General features: G+C 63.4%; 17 protein-coding genes and 4 pseudogenes. 15 read left to right on the top strand and 6 right to left on the bottom strand.

Annotation, left to right across the window (positions count from 1 at the left end; genetic code table 11):
* Positions 1-19 precede the first annotated feature (19 nt).
* The 3 genes and pseudogenes from RHBS_RS03330 to RHBS_RS03320 all read left to right on the top strand — a co-directional run bounded on the left by RHBS_RS03330 (position 20) and on the right by RHBS_RS03320 (position 2,852).
* Positions 20-475 carry a tellurite resistance TerB family protein gene (locus RHBS_RS03330; protein ID WP_032398482.1) on the top strand — a complete coding sequence of 152 codons (456 nt, stop codon included), beginning with the start codon at positions 20-22 and terminating at the stop codon, positions 473-475.
* 156 nt (positions 476-631) lie between these two features.
* Positions 632-2,359, top strand: a complete 1,728-nt coding sequence (locus tag RHBS_RS03325; RefSeq protein WP_236745337.1) for a cation:proton antiporter family protein — start codon at positions 632-634, stop codon at positions 2,357-2,359.
* A pseudogene (locus RHBS_RS03320) lies at positions 2,356-2,852 on the top strand (DUF6328 family protein). The gene RHBS_RS03325 and the pseudogene RHBS_RS03320 overlap by 4 nt, the downstream one beginning before the upstream one ends.
* Positions 2,853-2,888: 36 nt before the next feature.
* Here the strand turns inward: RHBS_RS03320 and RHBS_RS03315 are convergent.
* The 4 genes and pseudogenes from RHBS_RS03315 to RHBS_RS03300 form a co-directional block, all read right to left on the bottom strand.
* Complete coding sequence (locus RHBS_RS03315) at positions 2,889-3,971, bottom strand: diguanylate cyclase (RefSeq protein ID WP_183130145.1); 1,083 nt, start codon at positions 3,969-3,971, stop codon at positions 2,889-2,891.
* An 804-nt stretch (positions 3,972-4,775) separates the two neighbouring features.
* Positions 4,776-4,885, bottom strand: a pseudogene (locus RHBS_RS03310) (short-chain dehydrogenase/reductase); the annotation flags it as partial.
* Positions 4,882-5,181 carry a nuclear transport factor 2 family protein gene (locus RHBS_RS03305; protein ID WP_128644815.1) on the bottom strand — a complete coding sequence of 100 codons (300 nt, stop codon included), beginning with the start codon at positions 5,179-5,181 and terminating at the stop codon, positions 4,882-4,884. The pseudogene RHBS_RS03310 and the gene RHBS_RS03305, both read right to left, overlap by 4 nt.
* Before the next feature lie 214 nt (positions 5,182-5,395).
* The gene (locus tag RHBS_RS03300) at positions 5,396-6,547 is read right to left on the bottom strand and encodes a GNAT family N-acetyltransferase (protein WP_128644809.1); all 1,152 of its coding nucleotides are present in this window, start codon (positions 6,545-6,547) and stop codon (positions 5,396-5,398) included.
* A 142-nt stretch (positions 6,548-6,689) separates the two neighbouring features.
* Between RHBS_RS03300 and RHBS_RS03295 the strand changes: the two genes are divergently transcribed.
* The 6 genes from RHBS_RS03295 (at position 6,690) to helR (ending at position 12,610) form a co-directional block, all read left to right on the top strand.
* Positions 6,690-7,220, top strand: a complete 531-nt coding sequence (locus RHBS_RS03295) for a hypothetical protein (protein WP_237668971.1) — start codon at positions 6,690-6,692, stop codon at positions 7,218-7,220.
* 203 nt (positions 7,221-7,423) lie between these two features.
* Positions 7,424-7,693 (top strand): PAS domain-containing protein, encoded by a 270-nt coding sequence (locus RHBS_RS30115; RefSeq protein ID WP_237668970.1) that lies wholly within the window; start codon positions 7,424-7,426, stop codon positions 7,691-7,693.
* On the top strand, positions 7,690-7,875 hold the full coding sequence (locus tag RHBS_RS30110) for a hypothetical protein (protein ID WP_237668969.1): 186 nt from the start codon (positions 7,690-7,692) through the stop codon (positions 7,873-7,875). Before RHBS_RS30115 ends, RHBS_RS30110 begins: the two co-directional genes overlap by 4 nt.
* A gap of 74 nt (positions 7,876-7,949) precedes the next feature.
* Positions 7,950-9,617, top strand: a complete 1,668-nt coding sequence (locus RHBS_RS03290) for a bifunctional diguanylate cyclase/phosphodiesterase (protein WP_237668968.1) — start codon at positions 7,950-7,952, stop codon at positions 9,615-9,617.
* Positions 9,618-9,841: 224 nt separating this feature from the next.
* Entirely contained in the window at positions 9,842-10,258 is a 417-nt protein-coding gene (locus tag RHBS_RS03285) for a hypothetical protein (protein WP_121872402.1), read from the top strand.
* A gap of 174 nt (positions 10,259-10,432) precedes the next feature.
* The gene (helR, locus tag RHBS_RS03280) at positions 10,433-12,610 is read left to right on the top strand and encodes an RNA polymerase recycling motor ATPase HelR (protein WP_128644808.1); all 2,178 of its coding nucleotides are present in this window, start codon (positions 10,433-10,435) and stop codon (positions 12,608-12,610) included.
* On the opposite strand, the gene RHBS_RS03275 is transcribed toward helR, so the two are convergent.
* Together RHBS_RS03275 and RHBS_RS30105 are read right to left on the bottom strand one after the other, a co-directional pair.
* Positions 12,571-13,197, bottom strand: coding sequence for a LysR substrate-binding domain-containing protein (locus tag RHBS_RS03275; RefSeq protein WP_237668967.1), 627 nt, complete (start codon positions 13,195-13,197; stop codon positions 12,571-12,573). The genes helR and RHBS_RS03275 overlap by 40 nt on opposite strands.
* A 145-nt stretch (positions 13,198-13,342) precedes the next feature.
* Positions 13,343-13,471 (bottom strand): annotated as a pseudogene (locus RHBS_RS30105) (LysR family transcriptional regulator); the annotation flags it as partial.
* Positions 13,472-13,543: 72 nt separating this feature from the next.
* Between RHBS_RS30105 and dapA the strand changes: the two are divergent.
* From dapA to RHBS_RS03245, 6 genes and pseudogenes are all read left to right on the top strand, one after another.
* On the top strand, positions 13,544-14,488 hold the full coding sequence (gene dapA, locus RHBS_RS03270) for a 4-hydroxy-tetrahydrodipicolinate synthase (protein WP_237668966.1): 945 nt from the start codon (positions 13,544-13,546) through the stop codon (positions 14,486-14,488).
* A gap of 6 nt (positions 14,489-14,494) precedes the next feature.
* Positions 14,495-16,878, top strand: a pseudogene (locus RHBS_RS03265) (ATP-binding cassette domain-containing protein).
* Positions 16,879-16,884: 6 nt separating this feature from the next.
* Entirely contained in the window at positions 16,885-17,451 is a 567-nt protein-coding gene (locus tag RHBS_RS03260; RefSeq protein ID WP_128644806.1) for a cysteine hydrolase family protein, read from the top strand.
* A 7-nt stretch (positions 17,452-17,458) separates the two neighbouring features.
* A complete protein-coding gene (locus RHBS_RS03255; RefSeq protein WP_306303504.1) occupies positions 17,459-18,040 on the top strand; it encodes a GAP family protein in 582 nt (193 codons plus the stop codon).
* Between the two features lie 118 nt (positions 18,041-18,158).
* Positions 18,159-18,959 carry a HugZ family protein gene (locus RHBS_RS03250; RefSeq protein WP_128644805.1) on the top strand — a complete coding sequence of 267 codons (801 nt, stop codon included), beginning with the start codon at positions 18,159-18,161 and terminating at the stop codon, positions 18,957-18,959.
* A gap of 97 nt (positions 18,960-19,056) precedes the next feature.
* Positions 19,057-19,686 (top strand): NAD(P)/FAD-dependent oxidoreductase (locus tag RHBS_RS03245; RefSeq protein ID WP_187298347.1); only part of this gene is annotated, 630 nt, incomplete at its 3' end.

Here is a 19,686-nt window from a genome sequence, read left to right as displayed (position 1 = left end):
CGACCTAGTGAGGAGCTCCATGGCGTTCTGGGATCAACTCAAGTCCAAGGCACAGGAATTGAACGGCCAGCTGCAGACCAAGACCAGCCAGTTCAAGAACAAGGAATTCGCCAACGGCAGCATGGCAATGTGTGCCCTGATCGCGGCGGCGGACGGCACCATCGATCCTGCCGAGCGCCAGAAGACGGCATCTTTGATCGCCGGCAACGAAGCCCTGCGAGTGTTCGAGCCCGACGAGCTTCGGCAGAAGTTCGACTGGTACTGCGACAAGCTCCAAGGAGACTTCGACTTCGGGAAGGTCGAGGCGACAGCCACGATCGGCAAGCTCAAGTCGAAGCCCGACCAGGCCCGAGCCGTCATCCAGATCGGCATCATCATCGGCGGCGCCGACGGCCATTTCGACGATCACGAGAAGGCTGCTGTGCGCAATGCGTGCTTCGCAGTCGGAATCGATCCGGCCGAGTTCGAGCTCTGAGGCCTTCCGCACGGAAGGACCGCGGTAGTCGATCGTGCCCACGGCGATCGACGAAGTCACCAGTCGACTTCGTCGATCGCCGTTCTCGAAGGTTGCCGTCCGCTGTGAAATATCCGGAATGCCGGGATACTGGGGACACTCCGACGGCATGTGCCGATGCCGAAAGATCCGTTGGAGATCCGGTTGCAGCCCACCAGCAAAGGGACCGTGCATGACAATTGCCGCGATCTACCTCTCATCGCCTTCGGTTTGGGCGGGCTCGCCATGGTGGTACGGCTACCTCCCCTGGTCGGGTTTCTGGCTGCCGGATTCGTCATCAATGCACTCGACGTCGGTGAGGTGCCCCAGCTCGAGCTGATCGCCGATCTGGGCGTGACGCTGCTGTTGTTCGCCATCGGCCTCAAGCTCGACGTTCGTATTCTGCTGCGCCGGGAGGTGTGGCTGACGACCTCGGTGCATCTGGTGGTGAGCATCGCGGTCGGTACCACCGTTCTATGGCTCGCCGCCGTCGCTGGTATGGCCATGTTGTCCGGCCAGAGCCTGACGACGATTGCGTTGCTGGCCTTCGCGATGTCGTTCTCGAGCACGGTGTTCGTGGTCAAGGTCCTCGAAGAGCGAGGGGAGTCGCACGCCCTCTACGGACGCGTGGCGATCGGTGTCCTGGTGATGCAGGACATCGTTGCCGTGGTGTTTCTGACCGTCACCAGCGGCACGTTGCCCAGCCCCTGGGCGCTGACGCTGGTACTGCTGTGGCCCGTTACTCGCGTCCTCCGAAGAATATGGAGCGGACTGGGCCACGGTGAGATGCAGTCACTGTTCGGCATCGTGATGGCGCTGGTCCCCGGTTACGCACTGTTCTCCGCCCTCGGACTCAAGGGGGACCTGGGCGCGTTGGTCATCGGCGTGTTGCTGGCGTCGCATTCGGCCTCGTCCGAACTGTCACGATCGCTGTTCCACATCAAGGAACTGCTCCTGGTGGGCTTCTTCGTCTCGATCGGTCTGTCCGGGTTGCCGGACCTACCCAGTCTCGGTGTCGCCCTGCTCATGGTGCTTCTGCTGCCTCTCAAATCCGTCCTGTATCTGGCGCTGTTCGCGATGATGAAGCTGCGATATCGGACTGCCCTCCTGGCTGGACTGAGCCTGATGAACTACTCCGAATTCGGTCTGATCGTCGTTTCGGTAGGAGTGACGACCGGCCTGCTCGCACCGGCATGGCTGGTCGAGATGTCGATCGCCGTGGCGTTGAGTTTCGTAGCGTCGGCTCTGGTGAACGGCCGTGGGCACCTGATGGTCGAGAAGATCGCGACACGTCTGCCCGAGCAGGACGAGCAGAGCCTGCACCCCGAGGAACGATCCGGGGATGCCGGCGACGCCGAGGTCGTCGTGATCGGAATGGGTCGTGTCGGGTTCGCGGCCTATCAGCGGCTCACCGATCACTACCGTCTCGATGTGGTGGGGGTCGATTACGACGGGCCTCGTATTCGTCGCCTCGCCGATCAAGGTCTGCGAGTCATCGAAGGAGACGCAACCGATCTCGATTTCTGGCATCAACTACGCCATTCCGAGTCGGTCCGCATTGCCGTGCTCGCGATGCCACGTCACGGTGCCAACGTCACAGCACTCGCCTGCCTGCGCGAATCCGGGTTCAGTGGAACAGTCGCCGCCGTGGCTCGCTACGACGACGAAGTGCAGTGGGCCAAGGAGCACGGTGTGGACATTGCGTTCAACGTGTACGCAGGTGCGGGATTGGAGTTGGCGGATCAGGTAGGCACTACGTCCCCCGATCCCGTGGGCGAAAAATTCGACCCCGACCTCGGTCCCTCCGAAACCGAGAAGTTCCCTCGACCGACTACAGGACCGGTACCTCTCGAGGAGCGTCCGTGACCGACGCGCCTGACCCACCCAACGCCGAGTGGAACGCGCAAGCCAGGGGAGAGACGCCTACTCAGCAACTCGACCGCAACTGGCTCGGCCTGCTCCAGGAACTGCGCGTCGAACAGACCGGGGTACAGCTACTGACGGGATTTCTGCTGACCCTGCCGTTCCAGCAACGCTTCGACGATCTGTCTGCGTTCGGCCGCACGGTGTATCTGATCACTGTGAGCGCTCGATCATCGCGACCATACTGCTGATCGCGCCTGTAGGAATGCACCGAATTCTGTTCCGTCACAGAGAAGTCGGTGTACTCGTACGGGTGGGCAACCGACTCGCCATCGCCGGCTTGGTCATGCTCGGCATCGCACTGGTGGGAGTCGTCACTCTCACGTTCGACTTCGTGGTAGGTCCAATGGTCGGCATCGTAGCTGCACTGGTCGCTCTGACCCTTCTCCTCGCGTTGTGGGTAGCACTGCCACGGTGGTACCTGAAATCTCGATGACGTTGCGGTGGTGAGCGATTCGCTCAGCCTGCACTCTCACGCCGGCCAGCGACTGCGTTTCGCGCGATACATCTCCGAGTCCGCGATGCGCAGTACGTCGTGCGCAGACTGCCGCACATCACTGTCCGCATCGAGGTGTACCGCTGCCGACCCGACGCTGACGGTGAGTCCGGACAACATCCGGGCCTGCGTCAGGCTCGCTACGAGGTCCGCCGTTCGGGCAGCGAGGTCGGCAGGCCGACCGACGGCGATGCACGCGAACTCGTCACCGCCCAGTCGTGCGACGATCCAGCGGTTGGCGGCCAGTGCTCGCAGATGCTGGGCCACATCGACGAGGACAGCGTCGCCGGTGTGGTGTCCGTAGTTGTCGTTGACGCCTTTCATGCCGTCGACATCGGCGGCGACGGCGCACATCACCCTCGGTTCGACATCCGGCGTTGTCATCGTGGTAGCAGTCACCGCAGCGAACAGCCCGCGACGATTGTGCAGACCGGTCAGCGGATCCACCAACGATTCCCGTGCGCGAGATCGGAGCTCGCTCACGTACACCATCAGAATGAGTGGAGACGCGAACATCAACAGCATGGTCAAACTGTGTGCGGCGACGACCCAGCCGCTGGCGACGTCTGCGTGCACCGAGAGTACGGCCACCACCGCAAGTACGACTGTGGCGAAAGCCATGTGCACGAGACAGGGGAGTAGCGGCACCGCCACCACGGCCAGAGTGGTGATGACGGCAAACAGAACCGTGCCGCCGATCGCTGTCAATGTCGTGTCCTTCATCAACAGACTGGCGGCGATCGATACGTCCGAATACACGATGAACGCAATCAGCAGACGCGGGCCGGGCCATCGCCCGAAGAACCAACGCAACGCGACCGGGAAGGCGGTCAGACTGATGGCGACCACCACATGGACTCGCCAGCCGCTGTACTCCTCGGACGGTGCGCTGAGCAACCCGATGAGACCGATCGACAACGTCCCCAAGCCCACGAGCAAGCGAATGACGCGGGTTCGAGTCGCATCCAGATCCAATAGTCCCGACACCGTGGTGTCCTCGTGTGGTTGTGACGACACAAATCGACCCGCGGGCGAGATGAACGGACGAACGGCGGACATCGAGTGACCTTCGGCTGGTATTTGCCCCGAGCAACAATTCTCCGGAGCGTAGCAGGAACGGGCAATTCGACTACTCGATCGGCCGATACCGACCACAATGACTGTTTGCCAATCAATCGATTGCCGGTGATGTCGCGCGGAAACAAACTGTAGCTCGAACTCCATCGCTCCGAATCGTCACTGTGACGTTTTGCGGTGATGGAACGGCGACACGGAAGCGACCCGAAGGGCGGCCCGGATTCCGTTGGATCCACGCAATCCATCCATTCGCAGCTAGAGCCGCCGGATAGCAACGAGCGCCCGTGCGGCGTTCCAGAAACCGGCCATGCCGATGGACAGTCGACGCAGGCCAACCCTGAACGTGTCAGCCCACGCGAACGAGACTGTCGTGTGGACCATCGACTCGGTCTCCGACCTGCGGCCACTTTTTGCCGATAATCAACATTATGTCAGGTATCGGATCCCGACTGCTCTACGTCAGCAGCCAGCGTCACCGCGCGCTGACAGTGAAGCAAGACGGCCGGTTCAGATATGCATAGTTTCCAGAAAACTACTGTACAAAGTTGCAGCGCAATACCTCTCGCCGTCCGAGCGTCTCCAAGTAGGAACAATGCCAGAGGGCGCTGAGGCTCCGACCTGAACCAGAACCCGAGGTGTCTGGAGCGGATCTGGATCTCATCCCCCAGGCGGAGGTGTTGTTGTCCCGTGGTGACGGCCGGGTCGTTGAGAACGACCTGGCCGTCACCACCGTGGGATCGGTAATCTGATGCTCCGGACGGGTCGCTATCGAGTTTTGTTTCAGTGGGGACGCCGGGCGGTGAGTACCACGCGGTCTCCCGCCTCCAGCGCCACCTCGGCGTAGGCCATGCCGAAGCGCCCGGTGTGCCACCGGTGATGAACCATCGCTTGCTCATGGCTCGATCACCAGCCGCTGGATCAGCGCGCCGTCAAGCGTAAAGCGGTAGTGCAGGTCGACGACTCCCCCGGGGAAGTTGCCTTCCAGGTGCTGCACGACGTCGACAGTCGTGCCGGTCGTGGTCGCCCCGGTGAACTCTGTTGTGTAAGTGTACTCACTCTCACTGACCGAGGCGGTCAGCCAGGCCTCGATCTCGCCGCGGCCCGAGTGATCGTGGCCCTCGTCGGTCACCACGGCATCCGCGGTGAACAGAGTGAGCGCTCGAGCGCCTTGTCGGGCGTCGAGTGCGGTCATGAACTTCTTCACGTTGTCCGGGAGTCCATCCCATTCTGTTGTCATGACCCCACGGTGATGTCTCCCCCAAGGGGAGTGTCAACACCAGGTCCACTCTGGTGTCCGTGCCCGGATATTCGGTCCCGGACCAGCTCCTAGGTCCGGACCGATTCTTGGTCCTCACTCACTCCGGCGGCGACGAAGGCCTGGACCGCAGACGCTGCTGTACATCTGTTCAGACAGATCGTAGAAAACAACGAGCAGACTCGAGTCGATCAGCGTCGTAGTCTTCCCATTTTGCAGCAGGGACATCCTGATGACCGACCTCGACAAAGCTACGTTTGATGAAGAACTCCGCGGCTTCACTACTGACGGTGACCGCGAAGAGATTCGCGATACCCCTGGTGCGGCAGACCTCCAACAATCCGTCCATCAGCAAGCCACCCGCTCCCAGTCCGGAGAACTCGGCGACTGTGATCAAACCCGACACTTCGGCGAATCCTGTTCCGGCGTAACGGTCCACCTCCAGTCCGACGATTCCGGCGAGGTGCCCGGTGCGCAGCACCCGCGCACCGAGTCCTCCGACCGCCATCCTGGCAATCTCAATCCGACTGCGCTGCTTGAGAACCCCTTCTCGCACTCCCTGTGCGACCAACGCCTCTATTGCAGGGAAGTCGTCGACCTGCAGCGAGGCCAAGTGGAGGTAGCGCCCCTGGGTGAGGACGGTCCCCCGGCCGTCGAATGTGAACAGCTCGAATTCGAGATCCTCAGCACGGCATAGGTTCACGCTGTATGCACCGCCGGCAAGTGCCGCCTCGGCCGCGGGCGGGAAATCGTCGAGTCCCCGTTCGGCCAGGTGTGCGACCAGACGCTCGCGGTGCAGGTCGATGTCGGCGAAGCTACGAGAAGGATCGCCCCAACCCCCGCCCGGATCGGTCAGGACCATCTTCGAGGCCCGCACGCTCGCAGACACTGCCCCTGCAGTGCGCGCGACAGCGGCTACTTCCGCCCCGATCACGACGTATTCCGAATCCGCGATTGCGAGCCACAGACGGGCGACGGACTCATCGTTCCAGACAGTCGCACTCGCCATGGCTACACCACCGACTGCAGCGCTGACTTCCGGAACGTAGTCGGCCGGAACCACGAAAATGAACCGCGTATCGCCAGTTCCGAACTCCCCGACCGTTCGTTCCACTGCCTCGAGCGCCGCGATGCTCAACACGGGAAGGGCGATCACAATCGTGACCCCGCGGAACTCTTCGATGAAGAAGTCGCGCTCGGCAACAGGAACTCCACTGGACGTCAGCTCGACCGCCACCTCGCGCGGGACCGCTGGCCGCGGTCGCAATTTCCGTGGCTTCGCGCGTAGATCGTAGTTCGTCATGATAGGTCCCAGTTTGGACTGCTCTCTCGCACCCCGCAACGCTCACGAATGCTCGACGGGGTCGCTACCCCAATTCGCATGAAGCGCATTACCAGCTCGACGTGGCCGTCGATCCCTCCGGTCAACGCGATATCCTGACCCCGTGCCCATCGATCCCGCCGTCCGAATGTCCAGGCTGCAGGCATTGATCGATCATCCCCGCACGGGCATTTCGGAACGAGATGTGGCGCAGCGCATGCTGAATCGACTGTTCCGCTCGATGCGTTCGACCGCCGGTAGTAGCCGCCAATACGGTTCCAACCACGGCAGACTGGGCCGACACGCGGGCCTCGAAGACGTCGCCGAGATGATTCGCTACGACCTTCTGCTCGCGCGCCCCGACCCGGCCGAACCCCACGGCCTTGCGACGGTCGATCCGGTTGCAGACGCGCCCGCCGACATACAGTACGAGGTGGAGGCTCGCCACGACTGCGAGATCGTTGTCACGATCAGCGGCGTCCCTACCGCATGGGGTTGGCAGCACGACGACGGAATCGACGTCCACTCCCCTGCGCTGAGCGCTCTCGTCGATGAAATCGCCGTAATTGTGAACAGCTACAACCACTTCGGGGACGACATCACCCATCGATTCTTCGGTCGCGTTCGTGTCGAGGGGCAGACGGTGGTGTGGTGACCGTTCCGACGCCCGACAGATTCGAGCAGGTCGAGGTGACGATGGTGGGCAATGCGGCGTTCTTCGTCGCTCGACATCCCCTCGACGCACAACAGCGGACAGGCTGATACGCGGCGAGGACTATTCGGGCACATGGACCGCGAACGGCGAATAACATGGGCCCGGTGCCGCTCGTATCCCGAGCGAAACGGATCGGAGGGCCGATGTTCGATCTCCCGGACGATCCGGTAAGTCTTCGATCCTTCCTGGAACGTTCTCCGGACTTCGTTGCGCTGTCCGACTTCACGGGGAAGATTCTGTACATCAATCCAGCGGGTTCGGAGCTGATCGGGCTCGAGGACGTGGCCGATATCGGCCAACTGTCGGCGTTGGAACTGCTGACCTCCGACGGACTCGATCTCACCGACGACATCGCCGCCGGTTTGGTCTCCGAAGGCGAGTGGGAGGCTACTGCGAGCTGCGCCATCACGTGACCGGTACCGGCATGCCGGTGGTGGTGTCTGCCTATGTGATCAGTCGTGCGGACGGCGGCCCCGACGTGGTCGTATCCACCATTCGGCACCGACACACGGTGGAGCAGCGCAGTGCCAGAATGGCGGCCGATGCAGTGATCGCCGGTCGTCATGCTCAGGAGCAGAAGCTCTCGCCGATCTGAGCCGATTCGCCGTCATCGCCGAGCTACCCAGATTGCTCACTGCAGCAACCGACACCGCCGCCACCCTGATTGGCGTGGGGAACTCCGCCATCGCCCATCTCGAGCACCCGACCGACCCGTACTTGACCATGGACGCGGCCAGCGGTGCACTCGGCATGCGCCAGGACATTCCGTCCGGGGACGGTTCGTTGGTGGGATTCGCACTGACGCTCTCGGAGCCCGTCGTGTGCAACGACAGTCACGCCGAGAAGCGTTTCCGTACCGACACGATGATCTCGCTCGGCCTCCGCAGCGGCGTCGGAGTTCCCATCTTCACCGCCGCAGGAAAAGCATGGGGAGTTCTCTCCATTCACAGCGTCGAGGCCCGTCTCTACCGCGACGAAGAAGTGTCGTTCCTCAGTTCGGTTGCCGGCATCGTGTCCGCAGCGATACGACGCATCGACCTCGAACTCCAACTGCGACGACGTAGTACGCACGACGCCCTGACCGGTCTGCCCAACCGCACCCTCGCATACGAGGTCATCGATTCGGCACTGGACCGCGCGAGACAACAGTCCGGCACCGTAGCACTGCTGCTGCTCGACATAGACGACTTCAAGATCATCAACGACAGCCTGGGACACGACGCCGGAGACAGGGCCTTGGTCAAGTTCGTCGAACGGCTCGCCTCGGCAATCCGAGACGCCGACACCATCGCGCGCCTGGGCGGAGACGAATTCTTGATCGTCTGCGAGGGCGTGGACAGCGTTGCTCATGCCGAGGAACTCGCACGACACATCACGAGTTCCATCGCGGTTCCCTTCTCCGCCGAGGACGTGCCCATCCCCTTGAGCGCCAGCATCGGTATCGCAGTGTCCGAACCTCATTCGACCCGGCACGAGCTGATCCATCGCGCCGACCTGGCCATGTACCGCGCAAAGGACAGCGGAACCGGTGGTCATGCAGTTTTCGATCCCACCGATCTCTACGACGCGGATCGCATCAGGTCACTGTCGATCGATCTGCGAGCGGCGCTGCGCGCCGACGAACTCACTCTCGCCTACCAACCATTGGTGGACATCGCCACACGGAAAATCGTTGCGGTGGAGGCACTCGCCCGCTGGAATCACCGCGAGCTCGGTCCCATCGAACCGAGCGAGTTCGTCGGCGTCGCCGAAAGAACCGGCCTTGCAACGCCATTGGGCGCATGGGCGCTGCGTACCGCATGCACGGCCGCGGCGCGGTGGCGAACGTTCTCCGACATCGTGGTTCGCGTCAACGTCAGTGCGCTTCAACTTCGCGATCCCGACTTTCCCACCGAGGTCGCGTCCGTACTGGCAGAGACGGGACTGCCTGCCTTCGCTCTCGGACTCGAAGTGACCGAAACCGTTTGGGTCGCGGACACCGAACGGGTCGCCGACACCGTCTCTGCCCTGCACGCCATGGGTGTCGCTCTCCTGCTCGACGATATGGGTAAAGGCCACAGCTCCATGTCGTATCTCGACCGCTACCCGATATTCGAGTGCTTCAAGATCGACAAGTCGTACATAGCCCGGCTGCCTGCACCTCGGGCTCGCGCGATCGTCTCGGCCATCGTTGCGCTCGCACGCGCATTCGACGTCACCGTCGTCGGTGAGGGAGTCGAAACCGAGGAGCAACTCGACGCACTGGCCGCCACCGGCTGCGACTTCGCGCAGGGATATCTCTTGGGCCGGCCGGTCGGTGCCGGCACCATCGCCGATCTGCTTCTCGGCGATCGATGAATCCCCGGTCGTCCCGACGTTCGTGATACCGTGCCGAACCAGAGCTACTCGCATAGCCACCCCAGCTGCAGCAGGCACCCGCGTCGCCTCCGTCAGCGTTCCACGGGCAAGGTCCTTCACGGATCTGCGATCGACGATGCTGGTTTCTTGTTGCACGCCGTGTTCATGACTTCCGACCGGTGCAGCAGTGCGCGGGACTGGTGCACACAGGGATTGGAACTCTCGTGACCAAGAACCACGCCGACAAGCGCGCAGCGCGGAGCTATGCGCGAGCACACGGACTCCCCTACCGTCAGGCTCTCGCGTCGGTACGCGCTGCCCGTGCCGATCGAATGTCGTTGTTGCCCTTCGCAGAGCGCCTATTGATCGAGGCCATCGAGGGATGCGGAATTCGACATTGGGCTCGTGTCGACGAATGGGACGGCGTCGGCCGCGCAGTGATCACCGACCTCGGCGGCGAGCGATTCGTCCTCACCGTCGACACCGTTCTGCTGGTGCTCAGGCAACACCTCGACGACCATCCGAGACTGCGGCCCACAGACATCGACAGCTACTTCGCCGACGAGGCAGTTCAACGGCTCCTGTTCGGCGGCGTGATCTATCGACTCGAACTCCACCGCGGCAGGGGTCTGGTGGCCTGATTCGAGGCCGGATCATCGATTGTGCAGCCCGATTTCGTCGGTGCGATAAGGGTTGGGACAGCTGAGGTTCCCTCTTCCCACTTTCAATGTATAGCGCACCCTGGGGCTTGCGGCAAGACCCCGTGCAGGGCTCAGAATGCTCGCTGCAGCCACGTAGCAATCGATCGGAGTCCTGTGAAACATCCGCACCCCAGTGTTTTCGACCTACCCGACAATCTCGCACGCAAGCGCGACTCGGCATTGATCGGCCAAGACGAACAACACTTTTCAGCGGTTCACTCGAGTATCGAGAAGTCTCGTTTCGATACGGTGGCGCGGCTCGAGGCCGCGCAGAAGTCGTCGGGCCGAATGGGCCGAGAGGTGATGGAACGAGACTTCGAGATCCATCGCTTGGGCGGTCGTCTCCGTTCACTCCGTCGCTACGGGGTGGATCTGTGTCTGGGTCGCGTCATGACCACCGACGCGGACGAGCCGGTGTACATCGGACGACTCGGACTGCTGGGAACCGCAGGCGAGCAACTCCTCGTGGACTGGCGCTCCCCCGCGGCCGAACCGTTCTTCGGTGCCACTCACGCCAATCCCATGGGGCTACTAAGTCGTCGTCGATACCGGTGGACGAACGGCACCATCACCGACTACTGGGACGAGGTGTTCGACCTGACCGGACCGATCACCGAGGCTGCGCTGGACGTCCAGTCTGCCTTCATCGCCAGTCTGGGTACGTCACGTTCACCGCGAATGCGTGACGTGCTGGGCACCGTTCAAGCGGATCAGGACGCGATCATTCGAGCGGACGCCCGCGGCGCGCTGGTTGTCGACGGTGGTCCGGGAACCGGGAAGACCGTGGTCGCCCTGCATCGCACCGCGTATTTGCTGTACACGGAGTCGCGTCTCGGACACAGCCGCGGCGGCGTGTTGTTCGTCGGCCCACACGAGCCGTACCTCGCCTACGTCTCCGACGTCCTACCGAGTCTGGGCGAGGACGGTGTGCGGACCTGCACGCTCCGGGATCTCGTCACCGAAGGAACGAACGTGATCGAGGAGACCGATCCTGCTGTGGCGCAGCTGAAAGCGGCCGCGAACATGAACGTGGCGATAGAGGCGGCCGTTGCGTTCTACGAGCAGCCGCCGACTCGGACCATGATCGTGGAGACCGAATGGGCCGATCTGACGTTGACTCCGGCCGACTGGGCCGAGGCGTTCGGGGCACCCGATCCCGCCACTCCGCACAACGAGGCTCGTGAACAGATCTGGGACCTGCTGCTGACGATTCTGACCGACCGCTACGACGGCGACGAGGCCCCGACCGACATACGAAACTCTCTGCAGATCAACGAGTCTCTACGCACGGAGCTGCAACGATCCTGGACGATCATCGATGCTGCCGACCTCGTCGCAGACCTGTGGAGTGTGCCGGCGTACCTCCGCTCGTGCGCACCCTGGCTCCGCTCCGAGGAGATTCGTTCACTTCAGCGACCCGATCCGACTCAGTGGACGGTGTCCGATCTGCCGCTGCTCGACGCCGCAAGAATGCGGCTCGGAGATCCCGAGCATTCACGCCGCACCCGGCGTCGCGAGGTGGCCGCGGCTGCGGAGCGGGTGCGAATGGACCGCGTCGTCGACGAACTCATGGCCGCGGACGACGACGAGATGATGTCCGCACAGTTGCGGCAGGACGGAATTCGCGATGCACTCGTCGATTCGGCAGGCTTCGAGGAGATCCCGTCGGATCCCTTGGCGGGGCCGTTCGCACACATCGTCGTCGACGAGGCGCAGGAGTTGACCGATGCGCAGTGGCAGATGGTCCTGCGCCGGTGCCCGTCGGGCAGCATCACCATCGTCGGAGACCGCGCGCAAGCGCGGCAGGGGTTCGCCGAGTCCTGGCGCGAACGGCTCGGCCGGGTCGGACTCGACCGGGTGAGAATTGCGACCCTCGGCGTCAACTACCGCACCCCGCAGGAAGTCATGGCCGAGGCCGAGCCGGTGATCCGCGCGGCGCTGCCGGACGCCAATGTTCCGGTCTCCATCCGCAGCACCGGTGTGCCCGTCGAGTACGGTGACGCGGCAGATCTGCCATCGATCCTCGATCGATGGCTGGACTCGAACGTCGACGGAATCGGTTGTGTGATAGGCAATCCGACGTTCCCGCCCTCGGAGCGCATCCGCTCGCTGACACCACAGATGACGAAGGGGCTCGAATTCGACCTGGTCGTCCTGATCGACCCGGACTCGTTCGGATCGGGAATCGCCGGTGCCGTCGACAAGTACGTGGCGATGACGCGAGCAACCGGACAGCTGGTGGTTCTGAATACTCAGCGAGAGGCCGCATCGAGGACGTCCAGCACGGCATGAATTGCCGGGCTGGCGTCGGCGCTGCGCCGCCACGCGGCCTGCACCTCACGAGTGGGGGGCACGCTCGAGCGCAATCGCGACGAGACCGGGACCGAGCAACGGGCGCGCGAGGCGAGGCACGAGAGCGAGCACATCGTCCGCTTCGACCAGCGTGAGTTGCGTGGAGAAGTCGTCCACGAGATGGCGAACGTCGACCTCGGCGGACGTCTCGGCGAACAGCCGACGAAACCACTGGTGACATACCGTCCCGGCCGGCTCGTCACCCACGGGTACCGAGCGAGTTCGGCAGGGGTCAACGCGGTCTCGCGTCGGGCGAGGGGGTGAGTTCGCTTCATGATCACGTCGCCGAAGTCCGTGTGAATCGGTCGCCGAACAACCGAGGGAGGAGCGGGCACCGATACTCCGTCTGCGTCGTGCACCAGCGCCAGATCTGCGGCCCCGGCGTACACGCTGTGCAGTGCACGGTCCGGATCCTCCTCGCTGATGTGCACCGTCAGATCGGGGCACCGTCGATTCAGCTCGATCAGCGACGGTGCCAGCAAGCCGCGCACCGCGGTCGAGAATCCGACCAGCCGAACGACCCCCACGTGCGACGCCCTCGTCGGCGGATCGAGCCGCCTCGACGCACCGTTCGAGAGCGTCGAACACCTCTCCCGCGGACTCGACCACCGCCCGACCTGCGGGGGTGAGCACGACTCCCCGACCGGCCTGTGCCAGCACCGGTGTACCGACCTGTCGTTCCAGTCGTTTGATCTGCTGGGAGATCGCCGAGGAGGTGTAGCCGAGCTCGTCGGCGGCCCGAGCAAGAGTGCCGAGGGCTGCCACAGCGCGAAGGGCGTGCAGGGCACCGACGTCGATCATGAAGCAACAGTACGCAGTAATGCGGAAAACGCATCGCTGGACCTCATGTATCGAACGGTCCACACTCGGACCATGATCACCACTCCGTCGCCGAGCTCGACGATCTTCGGCACGAACATCGTCGCCATGGCGACCCCCATGCACCCCGATGGATCGCTCGACCGAGCAGGCGTCGATACCCTTCTCGCGCACCTGTCGGCGACACGATGCGATGGCGTCGTCATCGCCGGAACGACCGGTGAAGCACCTACCCTGACTGGCCACGAGATCTCGCAGCTGATCGCTCGCGCCCGCAGGCACCCGGATCACGCACTTCGAGTGATCGCGGGAGTAGGCACCAACGACACCTCCACGGGGATCGAGATGGCTCGGTCCGCAGCGGCAGCCGGCGCCGACGCACTGTTGATCACCGCTCCCTACTATTCGCGCCCTACCCAGACCGGCATCGCGGAGCACATCGTCGCCATCGCCGAGGCAGGTGGATTGCCCGTGATGGTCTACGACGTACCGGCTCGCACAGGTGTGTCCATCGAGGCGTCGACCCTGATGGAACTCTCCCGTCACCCCCTCATCGGTGCCGTCAAGGACGCGAAGGGTGATCTGTACGAGGCCATGACAGTGATGTGCTCGACGGACCTCGCTTACTACTGCGGAATCGACGAACTCGCGCTCCCCTACCTCGCCTCCGGTGCAACAGGATTGGTCAGCGTCACCGGCAACGTGGTGGCAGACCGCTACGCCGAGCTGATCGCTGCAGTCCGCGCGGGCAACCTGGACCGGGCGAACGCAATACAGCGATCGCTGCTGCCGTTGACCGACGCGGTGATGCGCACGACGCAGGGAGCCATCATGGCCAAGGCTGCGCTCGTCAGGATCGGCGTCATCTCCGACGCGACCGTGCGGCGCCCACTTCTCGAGTCCTCGGCAGCCGATCTGAGACGACTCGACGCTGCCCTGTCCGCCACCGGAATCGATCAGGAATCGAGAAGCGTGCACGTTCCGGTACGACTAGCGTGACTGCTCATGGCGACGAAGATATTCACGCAGGGCTCGGCACCGCACGCTGCCGACAGTCACGATTTGATTCGTGTACAGGGGGCGCGGCAGAACAATCTTCAGGACATCGATGTCGAGCTACCCAAGCGGCGACTGACCGTGTTCACCGGCGTATCCGGCTCCGGCAAGAGCTCGCTGGTCTTCAGTACGATTGCGGCCGAATCACAGCGCATGATCAACGAGACCTACAGTGCCTTCGTTCAAGGATTCATGCCGACGCTCGGCCGCCCGGATGTCGACGTCATGGACGGACTCACCACAGCGATCATCGTCGATCAACAGCGTATGGGCGCAAATCCCCATTCCACCGTCGGCACCGCAACCGATGCCAACGCCATGCTCCGAATTCTGTTCAGCCGAATCGGAAAGCCGTACATCGGCTCCGCACAGGCCTTTTCGTTCAACGTCGCGTCGGTGTCCGGTGCAGGCGCGTACAAGGTGGACAAGGGCGGCAGGCAGACCACCGAGAAGAAGTCGTTCTCCGTGACCGGTGGCATGTGCCCGCGTTGTGAAGGCAGAGGCTCGGTCAGCGACTTCGATCTCACCGCTCTCTACGACGCGAGCAAGTCACTCAACGAAAGCGCGATCACGATCCCCGGTTACAGCATGGAAGGCTGGTACGGCCGAATATTTCGCGGCTGCGGGTATTTCGACCCGGACAAGCCCATCTCGAAGTACACCAAGAAGGAACTCGACGATCTGCTCTATCGCGAGCCGACGAAAATCAAGGTCGAGGGCATCAATCTGACCTATTCGGGGCTCGTGCCGCAGATCCAGAAGTCGTTCCTGTCGAAGGACGTCGACGCCATGCAGCCCCACATCCGCACCTTCGTCGAACGCGCGATCACCTTCACCACCTGCCCGGACTGCCACGGAACCAGGCTCAACGAAGGTGCTCGGTCGTCGAAGATCAAGGGCGTCAACATCGCCGACGCATGCTCGATGCAGATCAGCGACCTGGCGCAGTGGGTGGGCGGCCTGAAGGAACCGTCGGTGGCACCGCTGCTGACCACGCTCGGGGAGACCCTCGACTCGTTCGTCGAGATCGGGCTCGGTTACCTGAGCCTGGATCGTCCGTCGGGAACGTTGTCCGGAGGAGAGGCTCAGCGCACCAAGATGATTCGTCACCTCGGATCGTCGTTGACCGATGTGACGTACGTGTTCGACGAGCCGACCACCGGTCTGCATCCCCACGACATCGAGCGAATGAACAACCTGCTGCTTCAGCTGCGGGACAAGGGAAACACCGTTCTGGTGGTGGAGCACAAGCCCGAGACGATCTCCATCGCAGACCACGTCGTCGATCTGGGTCCCGGTGCGGGGAGCGCAGGCGGGCACGTCTGTTTCGAGGGCACCGTCGACGGGCTGCGCCGGAGCGACACCGTCACCGGTCGGCATTTCGACGATCGAGCATCGCTGAAAGAGTCGGTACGCGAGTTCTCCGAAGTGCTCGAAATTCGCGGCGCGGACTCCCACAATCTGCGCGAGGTGGACGTCGACGTTCCACTCGGTGTGCTGGTGGTCGTCACCGGCGTCGCAGGCTCGGGCAAGAGTTCACTCATTCACGGATCGCTCTCGGGGACAGACGATGTGGTGTCGGTCGATCAGGGGGCGATACGTGGGTCGCGCCGAAGCAACCCCGCGACGTACACCGGCTTGCTCGAACCGATCCGCAAGGCGTTCGCCAAGGAGAACGCCGTCAAACCCGCACTGTTCAGCTCGAACTCCGAAGGCGCGTGCCCGACGTGCAACGGCGCGGGCGCATCTACAGCGACCTCGCGATGATGGCCGGGGTCGCCACGGTGTGCGAGGAGTGCGAGGGCAAGCGATTCCAAGCTTCGGTACTGGAGTACCACTTCGGTGGTCGCAACATCGACGAGGTGTTGTCGATGTCGGTCGCCGAGGCCGAGGAATTCTTCTCCGACGGCGCAGCCAAACTGCTGCCGGCACACAAGATTCTGCAGCGATTGAACGACGTCGGATTGGGATATTTGAAGATCGGGCAACCGTTGACCACTCTGTCGGGTGGAGAACGCCAACGCCTCAAGCTGGCGACGCACATGGCCGACAAGGGCGGGATCTACGTGCTCGACGAACCCACCACCGGACTGCATCTCGCCGATGTGGACAAGCTCCTCGGGCTGCTCGACCGTCTGGTCGACTCGGGCAAGTCGGTGATCGTCATCGAGCATCATCAAGCCGTCATGGCCCACGCCGACTGGATCATCGATCTGGGTCCCGGTGCCGGGCACGACGGCGGCCTCGTCGTGTTCGAGGGCACACCCTCCGATCTGGTCGCGGACGGTTCGACTCTGACCGGCCGGCACCTGGCCGCGTACGTCGGGAGCTGAGTTACCGTGACCACCCTGCCTCAGCGGCCCGCAACCGCACTGGTGATCGTCGACGTGCAGAACGACGTGATGGTCGGCGTCCACGAGCGGCAGCGCGTCGTCGACAACATCGTCACACTGGTGTCCCGCGCACGAGACACCAGCACTCCGGTGATCTGGGTGCAGCACTCCTCCGACAGGGATTCGGCTTTCGGAACGCAGGGGTGGGAACTTCTCGACGAGTTGCCCGTCGATCCAGGCGATCCGATCGTTCACAAGAAGCACGGCGACGCCTTCGAGGACACAGGTCTCGAAGCCGAGCTCGCCGCCTCCGGCGTGGGGCACGTCGTCATCGCCGGCGCGCACACGGACTTCTGCATCAGGTCCACATTGCACGGAGCCTTGGTACGCGGATACGACGTGACGCTGGTGAGCGATGCCCACACCGCCGAGGATCTGACCGAATGGGGCGCGCCGCCACCCGAGCAGGTCATCGCGCACACCAACATGTACTGGGACAACCAGACCGCTCCCGGCCGGACCGCTGTGGCCGTAGTCACCGAGGAGGTCGGTTTCACCCGACCGATATCCTGAACCCTCCATGGTGACCTTGCTGCTCGCGCTCGTCGGATTCGCGCTACTCGATTCGCTCGACGTGTTGCTGATCGGCGTCACCGCTGCCATCGCAGTGCACGCGAGAACCACCCGCCGCTCTCCGTTTCGAGCCGGGCTGGCCTTCGTCGGCGGAGTGTTCACTGCGACGACAACGTTCGGCATCCTCACCGTTCTCGGCATCGACTTCTTCACCGATCTGTTCGACTTCACCATCACTCCCACGGTCCGGTATCGCACGGAACTCGCGGTCGGGCTGGTACTGATCACTCTCGGTGCTCTGCGCACCACCGAACGCCGCCCACCGGAGTGGGCAGCTCGAGCCGGCTCCAGCATTCCCGTCGTCGCCCTGACCGGACTGACGATCGGTCTGGTGCAGGGCCCGACGGCAGTGCCGTATCTCGCCGGGCTGACGATGCTCTCGACCTACGATCCCCGCCCGACGTGGTGGCCGGCCATCGTCGTCACCTACTGCCTGATCGGGCTACTACCGCCCATCCTCGTTCTGATTCTGGCGTCGAGGAAAAGTCGACGTTCCAGGCGCGCGTTCACCGCGACCGTCCGAGCCTGATGCGGTACGGCCCGCCGACGGTGCGCATCATCTTCGTCGTGCTCGGCGTCGCACTCGTCGCCGACGCTCTGATCCATGCCGGAGACCTCGTGTAGGTCATCGTCGTAAGCTTCTGCGCATGGCACTCGATCACGGCGACCCCGGTGACGCCCCGTCCGTTCCCCCTCCCCTGGCCCCGGTCGTCGACGACCGTCGTCCCTCCGCAGCCGAGGAAGCGCGCACGATCGCAGCGTCCACCAACACCGCGACTCTTGCGAGCCTGACCGCGGACGGCGATCCCTGGGCTTCGTTCGTCACGTACGGATTGCTCGACGGCGCTCCGGTTCTGTGTGTCTCGCGCATGGCCGAGCACGGACGGAACCTCGCAGGCGATCAACGGATGAGCCTGTCGATCGTGGCGCCGCAATCGCAGACCGATCCACTGGCGTCGGGCCGAATCACGCTGGCAGGCGTGGTCGAGCGGCCCGAGGGGGACGAGTTGGCCGCAGCACGCGCGGCGCATCTCGACGGCGTACCAGCGGCGAAGTACTACCTGGACTACAGCGACTTCACGCTCTGGATCATGCGCGTACATCGGGTCCGGTGGGTCGGCGGATACGGCCGGATGGATTCGGCAACCGCCGAAGCGTATTCCCGGGCCGCGCCCGATCCGGTGTCGCCGACCTCCGCGTACGCGATCGAGCACCTCAACGCCGACCACTCGTCGTCGCTGACTGCGATGGCCCGCGAGCTGGGCGGCTTTCCCGATGCCACGTCCGCCGAGTGCACGGCCGCCGACCGCTACGGACTGGATCTGAAGGTGCTCACACCGCGCGGAATCGCGTACACGAGGGTCGGCTACGCAACTCCGATCGACTCGGCTATCGAACTGCGGGCCGCGACCGTGGAACTGGCGAAGCGCGCAGCGGCCGGCCGGTAGGTGTGCGCTGCCACCACAGACACGACGACCTTGTCGAGACGTCGAGATGGATGGCGACTACCGTTGACCTCACACCGCAATCGTTAGGGAGCAGGTAATGAGCATCCAACCGCTCGAATCGAAGCGTCACCGCGTCGTCGTCATCGGTTCCGGGTTCGGAGGTCTGTTCGGCGTCAAGGCGCTCAAGAAAGCCGACGTCGACATCACCCTCGTCGCGAAGACGACACACCACCTTTTCCAGCCTCTCCTCTATCAGGTCGCGACCGGAATTCTGTCGGTCGGCGAGATCGCTCCCACCACCCGCGTCATTCTGCGCAAGCAGAAGAATGCCGAGGTGCTGCTCGGAGACGTACTGAACATCGATCTCGAGGCCAAGACGGTGACGTCCAAGCTCCTCGAACGCATCACCGTCACTCCGTTCGACAGCCTGATCGTCGCAGCAGGCGCTCAGCAGTCGTACTTCGGCAACGATCACTTTGCAGAATTCGCGCCCGGCATGAAAACCATCGACGATGCACTCGAACTGCGTGGACGCATCCTCGGTGCGTTCGAGCAGGCCGAACTCTCCGACGATCAGGAGGAGAAGGACCGCCTCATGACCTTCGTGGTCGTCGGCGCGGGTCCCACCGGCGTCGAGCTCGCCGGGCAGATCGCCGAGCTCGCCGATCGCACCCTCGACGGAGCCTTCCGCAACATCGATCCGCGTGACGCCCGCGTCATCCTGCTC

The sequence above is a fragment of the Rhodococcus sp. BS-15 genome, assembly GCF_000813105.1.
In the GTDB taxonomy this organism is placed as follows: Bacteria; Actinomycetota; Actinomycetes; order Mycobacteriales; family Mycobacteriaceae; genus Rhodococcoides.
The sequence above is the reverse complement of the archived record's forward strand: the minus strand, read 5'-3'. Positions and strand labels throughout refer to the sequence as shown.

Coding starts and splice junctions, on each gene's coding strand:
- RHBS_RS03255 (WP_306303504.1), top strand. CDS start 17,459: ATGGTGACCTTGCTGCTCGCGCTCGTCGGATTCGCGCTACTCGATTCG.
- RHBS_RS30115 (WP_237668970.1), top strand. CDS start 7,424: ATGTTCGATCTCCCGGACGATCCGGTAAGTCTTCGATCCTTCCTGGAA.
- RHBS_RS03315 (WP_183130145.1), bottom strand. CDS start 3,971: ATGTCCGCCGTTCGTCCGTTCATCTCGCCCGCGGGTCGATTTGTGTCG.
- RHBS_RS03300 (WP_128644809.1), bottom strand. CDS start 6,547: ATGACGAACTACGATCTACGCGCGAAGCCACGGAAATTGCGACCGCGG.
- RHBS_RS03330 (WP_032398482.1), top strand. CDS start 20: ATGGCGTTCTGGGATCAACTCAAGTCCAAGGCACAGGAATTGAACGGC.
- RHBS_RS03305 (WP_128644815.1), bottom strand. CDS start 5,181: ATGACCGCACTCGACGCCCGACAAGGCGCTCGAGCGCTCACTCTGTTC.
- RHBS_RS03250 (WP_128644805.1), top strand. CDS start 18,159: ATGGCACTCGATCACGGCGACCCCGGTGACGCCCCGTCCGTTCCCCCT.
- RHBS_RS03325 (WP_236745337.1), top strand. CDS start 632: ATGCCGAAAGATCCGTTGGAGATCCGGTTGCAGCCCACCAGCAAAGGG.
- dapA (WP_237668966.1), top strand. CDS start 13,544: ATGATCACCACTCCGTCGCCGAGCTCGACGATCTTCGGCACGAACATC.